The 17,193-nt window shown below is 67.5% G+C and carries 15 protein-coding genes; 8 read left to right on the forward strand and 7 right to left on the reverse strand.

Annotation, left to right across the window (positions count from 1 at the left end; genetic code table 11):
- Nucleotide 1 precedes the first annotated feature (1 nt).
- From C3E99_RS07860 to mazG, 8 genes are all read left to right on the forward strand, one after another.
- On the forward strand, nt 2-1,228 hold the full coding sequence (locus C3E99_RS07860; protein ID WP_083675084.1) for a D-alanyl-D-alanine carboxypeptidase family protein: 1,227 nt from the start codon (nt 2-4) through the stop codon (nt 1,226-1,228).
- Complete coding sequence (gene tmk, locus C3E99_RS07865; protein WP_076077835.1) at nt 1,222-1,851, forward strand: dTMP kinase; 630 nt, start codon at nt 1,222-1,224, stop codon at nt 1,849-1,851. Before C3E99_RS07860 ends, tmk begins: the two co-directional genes overlap by 7 nt.
- Nucleotides 1,851-2,819 (forward strand): DNA polymerase III subunit delta', encoded by a 969-nt coding sequence (locus C3E99_RS07870; protein WP_104959662.1) that lies wholly within the window; start codon nt 1,851-1,853, stop codon nt 2,817-2,819. The genes tmk and C3E99_RS07870 overlap by 1 nt, the downstream gene beginning before the upstream one ends.
- Nucleotides 2,820-3,201: 382 nt before the next feature.
- Nucleotides 3,202-4,776, forward strand: a complete 1,575-nt coding sequence (metG, locus tag C3E99_RS07875) for a methionine--tRNA ligase (RefSeq protein WP_076075363.1) — start codon at nt 3,202-3,204, stop codon at nt 4,774-4,776.
- Entirely contained in the window at nt 4,776-5,552 is a 777-nt protein-coding gene (locus tag C3E99_RS07880) for a TatD family hydrolase (protein WP_076075360.1), read from the forward strand. The genes metG and C3E99_RS07880 overlap by 1 nt, the downstream gene beginning before the upstream one ends.
- Nucleotides 5,553-5,565: 13 nt before the next feature.
- Nucleotides 5,566-6,330: an MBL fold metallo-hydrolase gene (locus C3E99_RS07885; RefSeq protein ID WP_076075358.1), complete on the forward strand. Its 765-nt coding sequence runs from the start codon at nt 5,566-5,568 to the stop codon at nt 6,328-6,330.
- A complete protein-coding gene (locus tag C3E99_RS19700) occupies nt 6,327-6,506 on the forward strand; it encodes a hypothetical protein (RefSeq protein ID WP_067106587.1) in 180 nt (59 codons plus the stop codon). The genes C3E99_RS07885 and C3E99_RS19700 overlap by 4 nt, the downstream gene beginning before the upstream one ends.
- A gap of 61 nt (nt 6,507-6,567) precedes the next feature.
- The gene (mazG, locus tag C3E99_RS07890; RefSeq protein ID WP_104959663.1) at nt 6,568-7,347 is read left to right on the forward strand and encodes a nucleoside triphosphate pyrophosphohydrolase; all 780 of its coding nucleotides are present in this window, start codon (nt 6,568-6,570) and stop codon (nt 7,345-7,347) included.
- A gap of 155 nt (nt 7,348-7,502) precedes the next feature.
- Here mazG and hflX read toward each other — a convergent pair whose 3' ends face one another.
- From hflX to dusB, 7 genes are all read right to left on the reverse strand, one after another.
- Nucleotides 7,503-8,840 (reverse strand): GTPase HflX, encoded by a 1,338-nt coding sequence (gene hflX / locus C3E99_RS07895; RefSeq protein ID WP_104959664.1) that lies wholly within the window; start codon nt 8,838-8,840, stop codon nt 7,503-7,505.
- 4 nt (nt 8,841-8,844) lie between these two features.
- Nucleotides 8,845-9,339 carry an RNA chaperone Hfq gene (hfq, locus tag C3E99_RS07900; protein ID WP_067106641.1) on the reverse strand — a complete coding sequence of 165 codons (495 nt, stop codon included), beginning with the start codon at nt 9,337-9,339 and terminating at the stop codon, nt 8,845-8,847.
- Nucleotides 9,340-9,871: 532 nt separating this feature from the next.
- Complete coding sequence (gene ntrX, locus C3E99_RS07905) at nt 9,872-11,251, reverse strand: nitrogen assimilation response regulator NtrX (protein WP_076075347.1); 1,380 nt, start codon at nt 11,249-11,251, stop codon at nt 9,872-9,874.
- A complete protein-coding gene (locus tag C3E99_RS07910) occupies nt 11,241-13,532 on the reverse strand; it encodes a sensor histidine kinase (RefSeq protein WP_076075345.1) in 2,292 nt (763 codons plus the stop codon). Before C3E99_RS07910 ends, ntrX begins: the two co-directional genes overlap by 11 nt.
- A gap of 116 nt (nt 13,533-13,648) precedes the next feature.
- Nucleotides 13,649-15,079 (reverse strand): sigma 54-interacting transcriptional regulator, encoded by a 1,431-nt coding sequence (locus C3E99_RS07915; protein ID WP_067106600.1) that lies wholly within the window; start codon nt 15,077-15,079, stop codon nt 13,649-13,651.
- Complete coding sequence (locus C3E99_RS07920) at nt 15,076-16,167, reverse strand: two-component system sensor histidine kinase NtrB (protein WP_067106602.1); 1,092 nt, start codon at nt 16,165-16,167, stop codon at nt 15,076-15,078. The genes C3E99_RS07915 and C3E99_RS07920 overlap by 4 nt, the downstream gene beginning before the upstream one ends.
- On the reverse strand, nt 16,164-17,162 hold the full coding sequence (gene dusB, locus C3E99_RS07925) for a tRNA dihydrouridine synthase DusB (RefSeq protein ID WP_067106604.1): 999 nt from the start codon (nt 17,160-17,162) through the stop codon (nt 16,164-16,166). The genes C3E99_RS07920 and dusB overlap by 4 nt, the downstream gene beginning before the upstream one ends.
- Nucleotides 17,163-17,193 lie beyond the last annotated feature (31 nt).

The following is a 17,193-nucleotide window of genomic DNA, read 5'->3' on the forward strand; positions in this document are numbered from 1 at the left end:
CATGATGTCGCAACGCTTCCCGATCGCGAAGGGCGGTGGCGCCGCGCTGGCCGCGACGCTGGCGCTGCTGCTGGCGCCGGCCGCGGCGCCCGCCGACGGCGGTCCGCCCGCGGCGCCGGTCAGCCGCCCGCTCTATGTGACGCAGGCGCCGATCGTGATGCTGAAGGACATGGATTCGGGCGCCATCCTGTTCGAGCGCGGCGCCGACAAGCGCTTTGCGCCGGCATCGATGGCCAAGGTGATGACCGCCTATGTCGTGCTCGACCTGATCGAGAGCGGCAAGCTGTCGCGCGACGCCGTCTTCACCGTCAGCGAGGCGACGTGGCGGAAATGGAACGGCGGCAACGGCGGATCGACGATGTTCCTGCGCGCGGGCGAGAAGGTTTCGGTCGACGAGCTGCTGAAGGGGCTGATCACCGTTTCGGGCAATGACGCCGCGGCGGCGCTGGCGGTCGGCATCGACGGCAGCGAGGAAGCTTTCGTCAAGCGAATGAATGTAGTGGCGGCCGGGATTGGCATGACGTCGAGCCGATTCGGAACCCCGAGCGGCTGGCCCGACGGCGGTATCACCAAGGTCAGCGCGGCCGACCTGATCACGCTGGCCGACCGGCTGATCCGCGACCATCCCAAGGGTTATGCGCGCTATTTCGCGATCCCCAAACTCCAGCATGGCAAGGCGCCCGACGGCACGCCGATCGTCCAGCCGAACCGCAACCCGATCCTCGGACGCTTTGCCGGTGCCGACGGGCTCAAGACCGGACACACAGCCGAAGCGGGCTATTGCTTTCTCGGCTCCGCGAAACGGGACGGCCGGCGGCTGATCATGGTCGTCGCCGGCATGGCCAGCGAAAAAGCGCGCCGCGACGAGGCCGAGCGGCTGATGAACTGGGGCTTCGGCGCGTGGGAAGGGCGCGAGATTGCCTCCGCCGGCGCGGCCGTCGGCCGTCTCGCCGTCGAGCGGGGGAGAGCCCCGGTGGTCGCCGCCGAAGCGGCGATCCCGGTGCGCATGACGGTGCCCAAAGGCTATCAGGGCGGATTTCGCGCGACGATGCGCGCCACGGCGCCGCTGACCGCGCCGGTCGCGCGCGGCGACCGGATCGCCGAGCTGGTCGTCGCGCCCGACGGCCTGCCGCCGCAAACCACCCCGCTGCTGGCCGCCGCCGACGTCGGCCGGGGCGGCTGGTGGGCGCGCATGCGCACCGGCTTCTATCGGCTGACCGGCTGGTGAGCGGGCGCTTCATCACGCTGGAAGGCGGGGAGGGGGTCGGCAAGTCGACCCAGATCCGCGCGCTGGCCGCCGCGCTCGCCGCGCGGGGACTCGAGGCGCTCGTCACGCGCGAGCCGGGGGGCAGCCCCGGCGCCGAGGCGATCCGCGCGCTGCTGATGGAGGGTGCCGACGACCGCTGGGACGCGCGCAGCGAGGCGCTGCTGTTCGCCGCCGCGCGCGCCGACCATGTCGCGCGCACGATCCGCCCGGCGCTCGCGCGCGGGGCGTGGGTGCTGTGCGACCGCTTCGTCGATTCGTCGCGCGCCTATCAGGGCGGCGGCGGCGGAATCACCGACGCCGATATCCTGATGCTCCACGGTTTCGGATCGCTGGGACTGTTGCCCGACCGGACCTTCCTGCTGACCGCGCGCGCCGAGGAGGTCGGGCGCCGCCTGGCGGTGCGCGATGCCGACGGCGCCGACCGCATGGGAAGCAAGCCGGATGATTATCAGGCGCGGCTCGTCCGCCGCTTCGCCGAAATGGCGGCCGCCGAGCCCGGCCGCTGGCGCGTGATCGACGCCGAGGCGCCGGCGGAGGCGGTCACCGCCGCGATCCTGACCAGCCTTGCGGACTGGCTGCCGTGATGATCGGGCATCAGGAGGCCGAGAAGGCCATCATCGACGCGTGGAGCGCCGGGTGCCTGCATCATGCGTGGCTGCTCGCCGGGCCGCAGGGCATCGGCAAGGCGGCCTTCGCGTCGCGCGTCGCGCGCTTCCTTGTCACCCACGATGCCGGTGGAGAGGGCGGGGCGATCGCGCTCGACGACCCCGGCGACGGCGCGGCGGGGCGGCTGGTCGAGGCGGGCAATCACCCCGAGATCGTCCGGCTGGAACGCCAGCCCAAGGAAAAGGGCAAGGACCTCGCGCGCAACATCACCATCGACCAGGTGCGCACGATGATCCGGCGTCTGTATCTGTCGCTGTCGCTCGGCCACTGGCGCGTGGTGATCATCGACGCGGTCGACGACCTCGAGACTGACGGCGCCAATGCGCTGCTCAAGACGCTGGAAGAGCCGCCGGCGCGGACGGTGTTCCTGCTGGTCAGTCATTCGCCGGGGCGCTTGCTGCCGACGATCCGGTCGCGGTGCCGGACCCTGCGTTTTCAACCGCTTGACCCTGACGTCATGACGGCGTGGCTGCACGAATTGCGCCCGATGCTCGACCGCGCAGAGGCGCGCGCGATCGTCGCGGCGTCGGGCGGGGTGCCGGGCAAGGCGCTGGCGTTGATCGACAGCGACGTCGCCGCAATGGAGAAGAAACTGCTCGCGATCGCAGCGGGCGGCGATCCCGACAACCGGCTGCGCGAGGCGCTGGCGCGCGAGGTCGGGGGGGCGAGCAATCGGGCGCGGCTGGAACTGGTGATCGACATCGTACCGGGTCTGCTCGCGCGGCTCGCCCGCGAACGCCCGGTGAGCGAGATCGCGCCGGTGCTCGCCGGTTGGGACCGCGTGCAGCGCACCGTCCGCGACGCGGTGCGCGGATCCTACGACGGGGCGATGGTCGGGTTCGAGATCGGCAATTGCCTGGCGGAACTGGCGCCGCGCGAGGGGTGAGGGGCCGGATTTGGGTATTGTCCGGTTAGACTTTGATGACTTTGGATTGACCTACTTTCGTCATTGCGAGCGGAGCGAAGCAATCCAGAGCGGTTACCGCACGCTCTGGATTGCCGCGCGGCTTCGCCGCTCGCAATGACGATTCCATTCTATGTCATCACACTCTAGAAACCGTTCCCCGGCGAAAGCCGGGGTCCATGCGGGACAGCGCTATAACATCTGGACCCCGACTTTCGTCGGGGAACGAACCTTAATTTGCCTGAAGACAGATATGCCGGTTTGTTTCAACACGACGATGATGAAAGGAGAGCTATCGATCCGCTTCAGCCTTTGTGACGGCCCGGCCCTTTCCCAACGGCGCCGCAGCCGCTAAGGCGCGCGCATGTCCGCAGAGAAAATCCCCTTCTACATCACCACCGCGATCAGCTATCCCAACGGTCGCCCGCATATCGGCCATGCCTATGAGGCGATCGCGACCGACGTCATGGCGCGGTTCCAGCGCGCGCAGGGGCGCGACGTGCGGATGGTCACCGGCACCGACGAGCATGGGCTGAAGATGTTCCAGACGGCGCGCGATCAGGGCCGCGCGACGATCGATCTCGCCGATGAAATGTCCGGTTATTTCCGCGAGATGTACGCCAAACTGAATATCGGCTACGATCATTTCATGCGCACGTCGGACCCTGCGCACCACCGGGCGTCGCAAGCGATCTGGCGCGCGATGGAGGCGAACGGCGACCTTTATCTCGACCGCTACGAGGGCTGGTATTCGGTTCGCGACGAGGCCTTCTACGACGAGGACGAACTGACCGAAGGGGAGGGAGACGTCCGCCTGTCGCCGCAGGGCACGCCGGTCGAGTGGACGGTCGAGGAAAGCTGGTTCTTCCGCCTGTCGGCCTATCAGGACCGATTGCTCGCGCTGTATCGCGATCATCCCGACTTCATCCGCCCCGAAAGCCGGCGCAACGAAGTGCTGCGCTTCGTCGAGGGCGGTCTAAAGGATCTGTCGGTCTCGCGCACCAGCTTCGACTGGGGGGTGCCGGTGCCGGATTCGCCGGGGCACGTCATGTATGTGTGGGTCGACGCGCTGACGACCTATCTGTCGGGGATCGGCTATCCCGACCGCGACGGCGAATTCGATCGCTTCTGGCCCGCCGACATTCACATGATCGGCAAGGATATCGTGCGTTTTCATACGGTTTACTGGCCGGCTTTCCTGATGAGCGCCGGCCTGCCGCTGCCGAAGCAGGTGTTCGGGCACGGCTTTCTGCTCAATCGCGGCGAGAAGATGTCGAAATCGCTCGGCAATGTCGTCGATCCGATGGACCTCGCCGAACGCTTCGGGGTCGATACGCTGCGCTATTATCTGCTGCGCGAGGTGAGCTTCGGCCACGACGGCAGCTATTCGGCCGAGGCGATCGTGCGCACCGCCAATGCCGACCTGGCGAACAGCTTCGGTAATCTGGCGCAACGCAGCTTGTCGATGATTTTCAAGAATCTGGACGGCGACGTTTCGTCGGATTATCAGGAAGCGCCCGAGGATGCGGCGCTGCTGGCCGACGTGCTGGTGATGGCGCGCGACCGGCTGCCGCGTGCGTTCGGCGATCTCGCTTTCTCGGTGGGCATCGAGGACTGGCTGCGCGCGGTCTTCGCGTGCAATCAATATGTCGACACGCAGGCGCCGTGGGCGCTGCGCAAGACCGATCCCGAGCGGATGCGCGCGGTGCTGATGACGCTGTTCCAGGCGGTGCGCGCGCTGGCGATCGCGATCCGTCCCGTGGTGCCTGCCTCGGCCGACCGGCTGCTCGACCAGATGGGCGTCGCCGCGCGCGACAGCGCGGCGCTCGCCGACGACGGCTGGTTCGCGGCGCTGGCGGCGAGCGGCTTCGCGGTCGGCCAGCCGGTGCCGATCTTCCCGCGCCTCGACCTGCCCGAAGGGGAGGAGGCGGCCGCCTGATGCTCGTCGATTCGCATTGCCATCTCAATTACAAGGGGCTTGCCGAGCGGCAGGGCGAGGCGCTCGCCCGCGCGCGCGAGCGCGGCGTGACCGCGATGCTCAACATCGCGACGCGCGAGAGCGAATGGGACGCGGTGCTCGCGGTGGCCGAGGCGAACGCCGACGTCTGGGCGAGCGTCGGGATCCATCCGCACGACGCCGACGGCCATCCCGACGTCGACACCGCGAAGCTGGTCGAGCGCGCCGCGCATCCGCGCGTGATCGGCATCGGCGAGACGGGGCTCGACTATTATTACGACAAGAGCGACCGGGGCCGGCAGCGCGACAGCTTTCGCCGGCATATCCATGCCGCGCAGCAGAGCGGACTGCCGATCATCGTCCATACGCGCGAGGCCGAGGCCGACACGCTGGCGCTGCTGGGCGAGGAGATGGGCAGGGCGCCCTACGCCGGCGTGATCCACTGCTTCACCGCGAGCGACGATTTTGCGCGCGGGGCGCTCGACCTCGGCCTCTATATCTCGATCTCGGGCATCGTGACCTTCCGCAACGCCGCCGACCTGCAGGCAACGGCGCGCTGGCTGCCGCAGGAGCGGCTGCTCGTCGAGACCGACGCCCCCTTCCTCGCCCCCGTCCCGCACCGCGGCAAGCCCGGCGAACCCGCTTTCGTCGCTGATACGCTGGCCTTTCTTGCCGAACTGCGCGGCGAGGACCGCGGCGCGCTCGCGGCCGCGACCAGCGAAAATTTCTATCGTCTTTTCAGCAAGGCGCAGCCATGACGTCGCACCACGTATGAAGCTGCGGATTCTGGGTTGCGGGACGTCGTCGGGGGTCCCGCGCATCGGCGGCGACTGGGGGCGCTGCGACCCCGACAATGCGCGCAACTTGCGCAGCCGTGCCTCGATCCTCGTTTCGCTCGGTGGGTTCCGGCTGCTCGTCGACACCAGCCCCGACATGCGGCTCCAGCTGCTCGACGCGGGGGTGGGCGAGGTCGATGCGGTGATCTGGACGCACGAACATGCTGACCATTGCCACGGGCTCGACGATCTGCGGCAGATCATGCATCTGCGCGGCTCGGCGGTGCCGGCCTATGCGCGCGGCAATGTGCTCGACATATTGAAATGGCGCTTCACCTATGCCTTTGTCGGCAACGCCGGCTATCCGGCGTCGGTCGATCCGATCGATCTGGCCGATCATCAGGCGATCGGGCCGATCGAAGTGTCGGCAATCGACATGCCGCACGGGCCAATCAAGGCGACCGGGCTCATCTTCAGCGACGGTGCGCACAGGATCGGCTACGCCACTGATTTTTCGAGATTTACCGACGATATGGTCGATTTCTTCCAGGGCGTCGACCTGTTCGTCATCGACGCGCTGCGCCGCTATCCGCACCCGACGCATCCGCATCTGGCGATGACGCTCGAAGGATTGCGCAAGGTCGGCGATCCGCGCGCGATCATCACGCACATGGACAACACGATGGATTATGACGAACTGGCGGACGAATTGCCGCCGGGCGTCGAACCGGGCTATGACGGGTTGGAGGTGCAGCTATGACGATGGAAACCGGCGCCAACATCCTGTGGTTCGCGATGGCCTTCACGCTGGTGCTGAGCGCGCTGGTCGTGCGGCGGCTGCCGGCGGCCGACTGGATCAAGATGGGGCTCGCGTGGGTGGCGATCTTCGCGCTCGTATTCCTGGCGATCCGAACCTATCAGCTCGCCGCGGGGTGAGGTCCACCTCCCTTCCCGTATCGAATATTATTTAACATAATATATATTATCGGATAAATATATGCCCCAGGATGCGACCGGCTCCCCTCCATCCCCCATCGGCCGGCTGCGCGCCGTCATGCGGCGGTTGCGCGATCCCGACGGCGGATGCGAATGGGATCTGGCGCAGGATTTCGCGACGATCGCGCCCTATACGATCGAGGAAGCCTATGAGGTCGCCGATGCGATCGCCGGCGGCGATCCTGCCGCGATATGCGACGAACTCGGCGACCTGCTGCTTCAGATCGTCTTTCAAAGCCAGATCGCGGCCGACAAGGGCCTGTTCGATTTCGACGACGTCGCCACCGCGATCGCCGACAAGATGGAACGGCGCCATCCGCATATCTTCGGCGATGCCCAGACCGGCGACGTCCGCCAGCAATGGGAGCAGATCAAGGCCGCCGAACGCGCCGCCGATGGGCCCAGGGGCGCGCTCGACGGCGTCGCGCTGTCGCTGCCCGCGCTGCTGCGTGCGCAGAAATTGCAGGCGCGCGCCGCGCGCGTCGGCTTCGACTGGCCCGACGCCGAAGGGCCACGCGCCAAGATCGCCGAGGAACTGGCCGAAGTCATGGCGGCCGACAGCGATGCCGCGCGCTTCGAGGAGGTCGGCGACCTGCTGTTCGCGGCGGTCAACTATGCCCGCCATCTGGGCATCGACGCCGAAGAGGCGCTGCGCGCCGCGAATGCTAAGTTCCAGCATCGCTTTCAGGGGGTTGAGGCGCGAGCCGCAGGTCGCATCGCGGACCTGCCGCTCGACGCGCTCGAAGCGCATTGGCAGGCAGTCAAGGCGTCGGAGCTATAGAGCGCGATGTTTTGCGAGCGTAACGAAGCAATCTCCAGCTATCGGTATTGCGCAGGACGATAGCTGGAGATTGCTTCGTCGCTACGCTCCTCGCAATGACAAAGTGGGTCAATCCAAAGTCATCACACTAACCCGCCGGCAGCATGCCGTTTCATTCAATGCCGGTCAGGCCACAGCCGTTCAAAGCGCGCGCGGTCGGCGGGGTCGAGCCGCACGGTCAGCAGATGGCCGTCGCCCTGCGGTTCATCGGCCAGCACTTCGCCGCGCGCGTGCAGCCATGCCATCGCCTCGCCCTGATCGAAGCGCAGGCGCACACGCAGCAGTTCGTGCCGCGCGGTCAGTTCGGCGGCCATCAGGACGCGCGCCGCCTCGACCCCCTCGCCCGTCGCCGCGGAGATCGGCGCGACGTCGGGGCGCCGCGCCGCCATCGCCTCGATCTCGGCGCGACGCTCGGGATCGGCGGTGTCGATCTTGTTCCATATCTCGATCTGCGCGATCGGGGGGGCGCGGTCTTCGCCATCCCCTTCGCCGCCGCCTGCTTCATTGACGCCCAGCGAATCGAGAATCGCGCGCACATCGGCATATTGCGCGTCGGTGTCGGGATGAACGATGTCGCGGACGTGGACGATCAGGTCGGCGGTCGTGACCTCCTCCAGCGTCGCGCGGAAGGCCGCGACGAGTTCGGTCGGCAGGTCGGAGACGAATCCCACCGTGTCGGACAGGATCGCCTTGTCGATTCCGGGCAGGCGGATTTCGCGCATCGTCGGGTCGAGCGTCGCGAAGAGCATGTCTTCCGCCATGACGTCACTGCCGGTCAGTCGGTTGAAAAAGGTCGACTTTCCGGCATTGGTATAGCCGACCAGCGCGATCACCGGCCACGGCGCGCGCTGCCGCTTGGCGCGCTGGAGCTGGCGCGTGCGGCGCGCATCGTCGAGCTGGCGGCGGATGCGCGCCATGCGGTTGCGGATCATCCGGCGGTCGGCCTCGATCTGCGTTTCGCCGGGACCGCCGAGGAAGCCGAAACCGCCGCGCTGGCGTTCGAGGTGGGTCCAGCTGCGTACCAGCCGCCCGGCCTGATAGTCGAGGTGGGCGAGTTCAACCTGAAGCCGCCCCTCCGCCGTCGCGGCGCGTTCGCCGAAGATTTCGAGGATCAGCCCGGTACGATCGATCACCTTGGCGCCGAACTCGGTTTCGAGATTGCGTTGCTGGATCGCGGTCAGGGCCGCGTCGACGATGACGAGCTGCGCCGCGTTTTCGGCGATGCCGGGCTTGATCGCCTCGATCTGGCCGGCGCCGATCAGGGTCGCGGCGCGCGTCTGGCGCAAGCGTAGCGGATGCACGGCCACCACATCGAGACCGATGGCCAGCGCGAGCCCTTTCGCTTCGGCAACGCGCGCGTCGAGGTCGCGCGAAAGCCCCTGCCCGTGCCACTCGGGCACGACCAGCACCGCCGCGGCACCGCGCGTCACCTCGCCCTGTGCGGCGTCGTCCATCGGATCAGTCGCCGGAGTCGCCTTCCCCGCTGTCGGCCAGATTGATCGGACCGTTCGGCTGCACCGTCGAAATCGCATGCTTGTAGACGAGCTGAACCTGCCGTTCGCGCTCGAGCAGCATGCAGAACAGGTCGAAAGCGACGATGTCGCCCTGCAGCATCACGCCGTTGACGAGGAACATCGTCACCGATTCCTCGGACCGGCGCACCGCGTTCAGGAACACGTCCTGCAACGCCTTCCCCTTGCTGGGCGGCGCGTCGCGGACATTGTCGCCGAGCAGCGCCAGGTCGAAATCGTGCGACGGCATGATCGTCGAGATCGCATGCTTGTAGACAAGCTGCGACTGCCCGTCGCGGCGGAGCAGCAGCGAGAAATTGTCGAACCAGGTGATGATCCCCTGAAGCTTGACGCCCTTGACGAGGAACATCGTCACCGGGGTCTTGCTGCGGCGCAGGGCGTTTAGGAAAAGATCTTGAAGATTCTGGGTTTTATCGGACACATTGGCCTCCTGTTCTTGGCGGCAAAAGCCGCAGCGCGACACCGGCGGCGCCGGCAGCCTGCATCTTCGCAGGCGCAATATGGGGCAAAGCGCGGCACAGGTCCAGTGGTCTCTATACTATGGAAAAAGCGGGATGTTCCCGCGAAGCGGGTCCGAAGCACGCGCCTGTCGCCAGAGCCCGCCCCGACCGGTGTCGTTTCGAACCGGTCGGCGACGGTTCCCGGCGCGCGTTCGCCCACCCAGAGCGGTGTGCCATAAACCTGCACCGCCCCTTATCCGTTCGTGTCTCGACAAAGCCGTGTCCCCCCGCCCTTCGACTGCCCGCAGGGCGGGCGCTCAGGATAAACTTCCGCCATAGGCGGAAGGCGGAGGTCCATCTTCAGCCGGTTCCATCTCGAAACCACCGCAGATGGGTCCCCGCCTTCGCGGGGACACACGATAAAGGACCGTTGCAAGATGAATCCCCACACGCCTTAGAAGGACTCGGCATTGCGAGCGGCGAAGCCGCGCGGCAATCCAAAGTCATCAGGGTCTAGCCGTCGCCGTCGGGATGCTCGGTGAGGCCCAGCAGCTTGAGCTTGCGGTGCAGCGCGGAGCGTTCCATGCCGATGAAGGTCGCGGTGCGCGAGATATTGCCCGAGAACCGGTTGATCTGGATGCGCAGATATTCGCGCTCGAAATTCTCGCGCGCTTCCTTGAGCGGGATCGCGGTGATCGATTCGGCGTGCGGCAGGATATCGGTGCCGCCCCGCATCAGCTCGGCCGGCAGCATGTCGGCGTCGATCCGCGCCAGCCGGTCGCTGGGCGCGAGGATCATCACGCGTTCGATCACATTGCGCAGCTCACGCACATTGCCCGGCCAGTCGTGCGCCTGGAGCGCCGCCATCGCCTCTGCGCTGATCTCCGGCGGGGGGACGCGGCGGTCGGCGGCATAACGCCGCACGAAATGATCGGACAGGCTGGCGATGTCGTCGCGCCGCTCGCGCAGCGGCGGGATATGCACCGGCACGACGTTGAGCCGGTAATAGAGATCCTCGCGAAACCGTCCCTCGGCGATCTCGATCTTCAGGTCGCGCGCCGACCCCGAAATGATGCGGACATCGACGCGGATCATCGTGCGTCCGCCGACGCGGTTGAAGCTCTGGTCGGTCAGCACGCGCAGGATCTTGCCCTGCGTGGTCAGCGGCATGTCGGCGACCTCGTCGAGGAACAGAGTGCCGTCGTGCGCCTGTTCGAGCAGGCCGACACGGATCGAGCCATCGTCCGATTCGGTCCCGAAAAGCTCTGCCTCCACCGTCTCGGGGTCCATGCGTGCCGACGAGATTACGCGGAAGGGCGCGGTCTGCCGCCCGCTCCAGCCGTGCAGGACGCGCGCGGCAACCTCCTTCCCCACTCCCGGCGCGCCGGTGATGAGGACGCGGCTGCCGGTCCCCGCCACGCGCTTCAGCGTCGCACGGACATTGTTGATCGCGGCGCTGGTGCCGGTCAGTTCGTCGGCCGGGCCAGCCTTTTCGCGAAGCTGCTCATATTCGAACTTCAGCCGCTCGCTTTCGGTGGCGCGCGCGACAAGATGCAGCAGGCGCTCGGCCTCGAACGGCTTTTCGATGAAATCGAAGGCACCGCGGCGGATCGCCGCCACCGCGGTATCGAGCCCGCCATGGCCCGAAATCACGATGATCGGCAGCGTCGGGTCGAACGCCTTGATCGCCTCGACCAGCCCGAGCCCGTCGAGCCGTGATCCCTGGAGCCAGACGTCGATCAGCGCGAGCGACGGGCGGCGCTGGCGGACGGCTTCGAGCGCGGCGTCGCTGTCCGACGCGGTGCGCGCCTCATAGCCCTCGTCCTCCATGACCCCGGCCACTAGCTCGCAGATGTCGCGTTCGTCGTCGACGATCAAAATATCAAGCGCCATGATCTTCTCTATCCTGTCGGGTGCGGATGCGGCCCGGAACCGATTCCGCCTGTCCTGTCGATCCCCCTCCCCCTTTTCCGGCCAGCGGGCGCAGCCGGTCGGGATGCAGCGTCAGCGTGACGCAAGTCCCCTGCCCCGCCGGATTGTCGGTGAATTCCAGCTCGCCATAATGTTGTTCGACGATCTTCTTGACGATCGCGAGCCCCAGCCCGGTGCCGCCCCGCCGCGTCGTCATATAGGGTTCGGCGATGGCGTCGCGCGCCTCCGGCAGGCCGATGCCGTCATCGGCGACGGTAATGCGCACCGCTCCGTCGTCGGTCGTCTCGAGGCTCGCCTCGACCCGGCCCACCGCCGGTTCGGTCGAATCCTTGTATTTCTCTTCAATAGCTTCGACCGCGTTCTTGACGATATTCGTCAAGGCTTGCGACAGCAGGCGCCGGTCGCACACCAGCGGGTCTATCTCGCCCGGCGTACGGATGCGAAAGGCGATGTCGGGCTTGGCGACCTCGAACAGGAAGACGGCCTGGCGCAGGATGTCGCGGGGGTCCTCGACCCCAAATGTCGGCTTGGGCATGCGCGCGAAGCTGGAGAATTCGTCGACCATCCGGCGCATGTCGTGCACCTGCCGGATCACCGTGTCGGTCAGCTTGCGGAAGGTCGCGGTGTCGCCCTCGACCTTGTCGCCGAAACGGCGCTGGAGGCGTTCGGCGGCGAGCTGGATCGGAGTCAGCGGATTCTTGATTTCATGCGCGATGCGGCGCGCGACGTCGGACCAGGCGGCGCGGCGCTGGTCGAGAAGCTGCTGGGTGATGTCCTCGAAGCTGAGGACGAAGCCATCGCCCTGCGCGACCGCCTTGGCGGCGAGCGTCGCGGGCTCGGCATCCTTGCGGGCGAGCTGGACGATCGCCTCATGCTCCTCGCTGTCGAGCAGGCGCGCGAGTTCCGGCGCCACCTCGGCGAGCGGGCGGCCGGTCAGCCCCTCGCCATCGGGTTCGATCAGCCGCTCCGCGGCCGCGTTGGCGAGCAGGATGCGGTGATCGGCATCGACCGAAATCACCGCCGACGACACGCCGCTCAGCACCGCCTCGATGAAGCTGCGTCGTGCCTCGAGCTGCTCGTTGACGTTGACGAGGGCGCTCGTCTGCCCTTCGAGCTGTTCGGTCATGCGGTTGAAGGCGCGGGTCAGCACCGCGATTTCGTCGTCGCGGCGCGGCGGCGAGACGCGGACCGACAGGTCGCCGCCTGCCGCGGTGCGGGTGGCGCCGATCAGCGTGCCGAGCGGCCGGACGATGCGGTCGGCGACGACGATCGCCGCGATCACCGCCAACGCGAGCAGCAGCAGCGATCCGAGGTAGAGCGCGCCGTTGAACTGCAACTGCAACTGCTGCGATCGTTCGAACAGGTCGTTATAGTCGGCGAGGACGTTGCTGGCGCGGAGCGATTGCTGGAACCCGGGCACGTTGAAGTCGCGCGATGCGTAGAGATAGGCGCGCCGCGTCCCCGGCAATCGCGTCGCCGCCTCGATCCGGTCGGGCTGGCGGACGACGACGACGTCCTCGCCGGCATCGAGCCGGGCGAGGATCGCGGGTGAAAGCCGGTTCTCCGCCTCGCGGTCGTCGGGATTGATCGCCGCCGCGGTGCGCGCGACATTGTCGACCCCGATCTCGATGATCGCCGATTCATTCAGGTTTCGGACGACGACCTGCTGGAAATAATAGTTGGAGAAACCGGGATCGTCGGTCGAAGCGCGCTGGAGAAAGGCGCCGAGGTCCTTCGCCATCGCGCCGGTGTTCGCCGCGACTTCGCGCTGGTTCTCCTGATAATAGCCTTCGGCAAGGCTGGCGGCATTTTCGAACATGCCGCGCGAGCGGTCGGAGAACCAGAAATCGACGCCATATTGGAACAGCAAAGAGGCGAAGATCACGACAAGCAGCGTCGGGACCGCCGCGATCAGGGAGAACAGCGCGACGAGGCGGACGTGGAGGCGACCGTTGCCGCCACCCATCGACCGCGTCGCGCGCGCCCGGGCGATGCGGCTGCCGACCAGCACGATCAGCGCCATCGCCGGCACAAGGTTGGCGACCATGATCGCCGCGACCAGCGCCGGGGTCAGCAGCCGCTCGCTCTGCGCGTCGCCGGTGACGAAGATATAGGTCGCGATCGCAACGCTGGCGATCACCGCCAGCGTGTAATATTCGGGCGCGGCAAAGCGCCAGATCCCCGAGCGAGCGGCCGCATCGTCCGAATCGATATCGAGGGCGAGGCGGGCCGGCTGCACCATATGTTGCGTCGATACGACAAAGCTGTTGCATAGAGAACACACAAACTGCGTTATTTTTGCCGACCGGCGCGCCCGCCGCCCGGTCCGGCGCGGGATTTTGTGGCTGCGGCGCCCGCTCAGGGATGCGTGGGGTCGATCGCGAGCTGGCCGAGCCGCTTGCGCAGCGTGTTGCGGTTGATGCCGAGGCGGCGCGCCGCCTCGAGCTGGTTGCCGCGTGCCGCGCGCAGCGTGCGGCGGAGCAGCGCGGCCTCGACGATCGCCAGCAGCCGCGCGTGCAGATCGCCCTCCGCGCCCGCATCGGCGAGCTGTTCGCGCGCCCAGTCGTCGACCGCGCGTGCGATCGATTCCGCCGTGCCCGCGTCCGCTTCCTCCCCGTCGTCGCGGAGCACCGACGTGACGTCGTGCGCGGTGACGACCGTGTCGCGCGACAGCACCGCGAGGCGCTGCACGACATTGCCGAGCTCGCGGACATTGCCCGGCCAGTCGTGGCGTTCGAGCAACTGCATCGCGGCGGGCGCGAACTGGCGGTCGGGCAGTCCGGCATGACGCCCCGCCTCGACGAAATGGCGGACGAGCGCGGCGATGTCGCTGCGCCGTTCGCGCAGCGGCGGCAGGGTCACCGGGATGACATTGAGCCGGTAGAACAAATCCTCGCGGAACCGTCCGTCGGCGACGAGCGCGCGCATGTCGCGGTGGGTCGCGGCGACGACGCGCACATCGGCCCGAAGCGCCTGGCTGCCGCCGACAGTTGAATATTCGCTCGTCTGGAGGACGCGCAACAGCCGCGTCTGCGCCTCGATCGGCATGTCGCCGATCTCGTCGAGGAACAACGTGCCGCCCGCCGCTTGCTCGAACCGCCCGGCGCTGCGGCTGGTCGCGCCGGTGAAGGCGCCCTTTTCGTGGCCGAACAGATCGGCCTCGATCAGCTCGCGCGGGATCGCCGCCATGTTGATCGCGACGAACGGGCCCTTGCGCCGCAGCCCGGTGGCATGGATCGCGCGCGCGACGACCTCCTTGCCGGTCCCGGATTCGCCGAGGATCAGCACGGCGAGGTCGTTGGTCGCGAGCCGCGCGATGGTGCGATAGACCGCCTGCATCGCCGGGGCGCGGCCGACGAGGCCGTGGCTGTCGTCGGTCGCCGGCTCGACGCGCTCGCTGGGCAGCACGCGCCGCTGGAGCGCGGCGCGCACGCTGGCGGTCAGTTCGTCGAGATCGAAAGGCTTGGGCAGATAGTCGTAGCTGCCGATCCCCGTCGCGCGCACCGCAGTGTCGAGCGTGTTGCGCGCCGACAGCACGATCACCGGCGTCAGCGGGTCGACCCCGGCGCCGGGCAGCGAATCGATGCCGTCGCCATCGGGCAGCACCACGTCGGTGATGATGAGGTCGGGGCGGTTCTCGGCCAGCCATGCGTTGCGCTCGGCGATGCCGGTCACCGATGCGAAATGGGCGCACTCCCCGGCCAGCGTCTCGCGCACGATCAACGCGATCGCCGGATCGTCCTCGACCAGCAGGATCGTCTTGCCGCCCGCCGTGCGTGCCTGCGTCATGGCGTCCCTTTCCGCCCGGCCGCCGGCAGATGGACGCGGAAGCGCGTCCAGTCGCCGTCGCGGACATGCTGCACCGTCCCGCCCATGTCGCGCGCCAGCTTGGCAACAAGCGCGAGGCCGAGGCCGCGCCCATCGCGCTTGGTGGTCACGAAGGGCGCGAACAGGTCGCCGCGCATGTCCATCGGCACGCCGGGGCCATTGTCGCTGACGCTGAGTTCGATCGGCAGCGCGATGCGCCCGCGCCCGTCGCCATTGTCGATCGACAGGCCGTGGCGATAGGCGGTGGCGATGCGCACCACCCCGTCGTCGCGCCCCGCCAGCGCCTCGCACGCGTTGGTGACGAGGTTGAGCAATATCTGAACCATGGCGTCATGATTACCGAGCACCAGCGGCAGCGACGGGTCGAAATCCTCGGTGAAGCGAACGCCGGGGAATTGCCGGGCGCGCGCGGTTTCCATCGCCTGATGGATCGGCGGATAGAGGTTGATCGCCGAACAGGCGAGCGGTCCGCCGCGCGAGATATGTTCCATCTGGTCGATCAATGTCGCGATCCGGTCGACCTCGGCGCAGATCAGCGTCGTGAAACGTTCGCCGCCCGCATCGACCTGCCGCGCGAGAAGCTGCGCCGCGCCCTTGATGCCGGCGAGCGGGTTCTTGACCTCGTGCGCGAGCATCGCGGCAGCGGCGCCCGCGGCGCGGCCCGAACGGCCGATCGCGCCGCCCATCAGTTCGGCCTCGCTGTCCGAAGGAATGAGCGCCAGGATGCGGTGCCCCGCTGTGCCATAGGGCACCATCTGCATGTCGACGACGATCGTCCGGCGCCCACCGACCGCGATCTCGGCCCGGTGCGCGAACAGCGCCGCGGTCGCGGGGTCGTTCATCCGCTGCCGATAGCCGCGGTCGAGGGCGATGACGTCATGGATGCGGCGCCCGACCATCGCCGACCGCCCAGTATTGCAAAGCTGTTCGGCGGCGGCGTTGACGAACAGCACCACACCGCCGCGGTCGATCAGCAGGGTCGCGACCGGGTGCGACTGGATGAATTCGTCATGATCGAAGCTGGGGATGCTCGACGTGAGCGCGGTCACGCCGCCGCCTTGCTGAGGAAGGGGCCATAGAAGGCGGCGAGCGCGTCGAGGACGCCGCGGCTGTCGGGAATCTGATTGACCTTGTTGCGGAACTCGGCCGAACCGGGCAGCCCCTTGACATACCAGCCGAGGTGCTTGCGCGCGATATTGACACCCGTCGTCTCGCCATAATGGTCGAGCATCGCGCGATAGTGCGATGTAATGACGGCATATTGTTCGTCGATGCCGGGATCAGAGCGCTCGCCCTCGCCGCGCAGCGCCGTCATCACCTGGCCGAGCAGCCACGGGCGGCCATAGGCGCCGCGGCCGATCATCACCCCGTCGGCGCCGCTCTGCGCTAGCGCCGCGCGCGCGTCGGCGACCGAACAGATGTCGCCGTTGACGATAACGGGGACCGACACCGCATCCTTGACCTTGCGGACGAAGCTCCAGTCGGCGGTGCCCTTGTACATCTGGTTGCGCGTGCGGCCGTGGACGGTGATCATCTGCGCGCCAATATCCTCCGCGATATGCGCAAGTTCGGGCGCGTTCAGGCTGTCATGGCACCAGCCCATGCGCATCTTGACGGTAACCGGAACCTTCACCGCCCGCACGCAGGATTCGATCAGCGCGGCGGCGAGTTTCGGTTCGCGCATCAGCGCCGATCCTGCGTCGCCGTTGGTGACTTTGCGCACCGGGCAGCCCATATTGATGTCGATGATCGCCGCGCCGCGATCCTCGGCCAGCTTTGCCGCCTCGCCCATCTCATAAGGCGTGCAGCCGACGAGTTGCATCGACACCGGCTCTTCGACCGGGTCCCAAGCGGCTTTCTGGATCGACTGGCGCGTCTCGCGGATCGCCGCCTGGCTCGCGATCATCTCGGTGACGTTGAGCCCCGAGCCGTAACGGCGCACCAGCGTGCGGAACGGCCGGTCGGTGACGCCGGTCATCGGCGCGAGGATCACGGGGTCCTCGATGCGGATCGGGCCGATCTGGATGGGCCGCAACGGCGCCATGGCGGATGCTTTCGTCGAATTGCCTAAAAAA

It is taken from the genome of Sphingopyxis sp. MG, from assembly GCF_002953155.1.
Lineage (GTDB): Bacteria > Pseudomonadota > Alphaproteobacteria > Sphingomonadales > Sphingomonadaceae > Sphingopyxis > Sphingopyxis granuli.

What these genes read in the sequence shown, in the direction of transcription:
- mazG (WP_104959663.1), top strand. Translation starts at nt 6,568, where the DNA reads ATGCCCCAGGATGCGACCGGCTCCCCTCCATCCCCCATCGGCCGGCTG.
- C3E99_RS07860 (WP_083675084.1), top strand. Translation starts at nt 2, where the DNA reads ATGATGTCGCAACGCTTCCCGATCGCGAAGGGCGGTGGCGCCGCGCTG.
- C3E99_RS07870 (WP_104959662.1), top strand. Translation starts at nt 1,851, where the DNA reads ATGATCGGGCATCAGGAGGCCGAGAAGGCCATCATCGACGCGTGGAGC.
- C3E99_RS07885 (WP_076075358.1), top strand. Translation starts at nt 5,566, where the DNA reads ATGAAGCTGCGGATTCTGGGTTGCGGGACGTCGTCGGGGGTCCCGCGC.
- metG (WP_076075363.1), top strand. Translation starts at nt 3,202, where the DNA reads ATGTCCGCAGAGAAAATCCCCTTCTACATCACCACCGCGATCAGCTAT.
- ntrX (WP_076075347.1), bottom strand. Translation starts at nt 11,251, where the DNA reads ATGGCGCTTGATATTTTGATCGTCGACGACGAACGCGACATCTGCGAG.
- C3E99_RS07910 (WP_076075345.1), bottom strand. Translation starts at nt 13,532, where the DNA reads ATGGTGCAGCCGGCCCGCCTCGCCCTCGATATCGATTCGGACGATGCG.
- C3E99_RS07915 (WP_067106600.1), bottom strand. Translation starts at nt 15,079, where the DNA reads ATGACGCAGGCACGCACGGCGGGCGGCAAGACGATCCTGCTGGTCGAG.
- C3E99_RS07880 (WP_076075360.1), top strand. Translation starts at nt 4,776, where the DNA reads ATGCTCGTCGATTCGCATTGCCATCTCAATTACAAGGGGCTTGCCGAG.
- dusB (WP_067106604.1), bottom strand. Translation starts at nt 17,162, where the DNA reads ATGGCGCCGTTGCGGCCCATCCAGATCGGCCCGATCCGCATCGAGGAC.
- C3E99_RS19700 (WP_067106587.1), top strand. Translation starts at nt 6,327, where the DNA reads ATGACGATGGAAACCGGCGCCAACATCCTGTGGTTCGCGATGGCCTTC.
- hflX (WP_104959664.1), bottom strand. Translation starts at nt 8,840, where the DNA reads ATGGACGACGCCGCACAGGGCGAGGTGACGCGCGGTGCCGCGGCGGTG.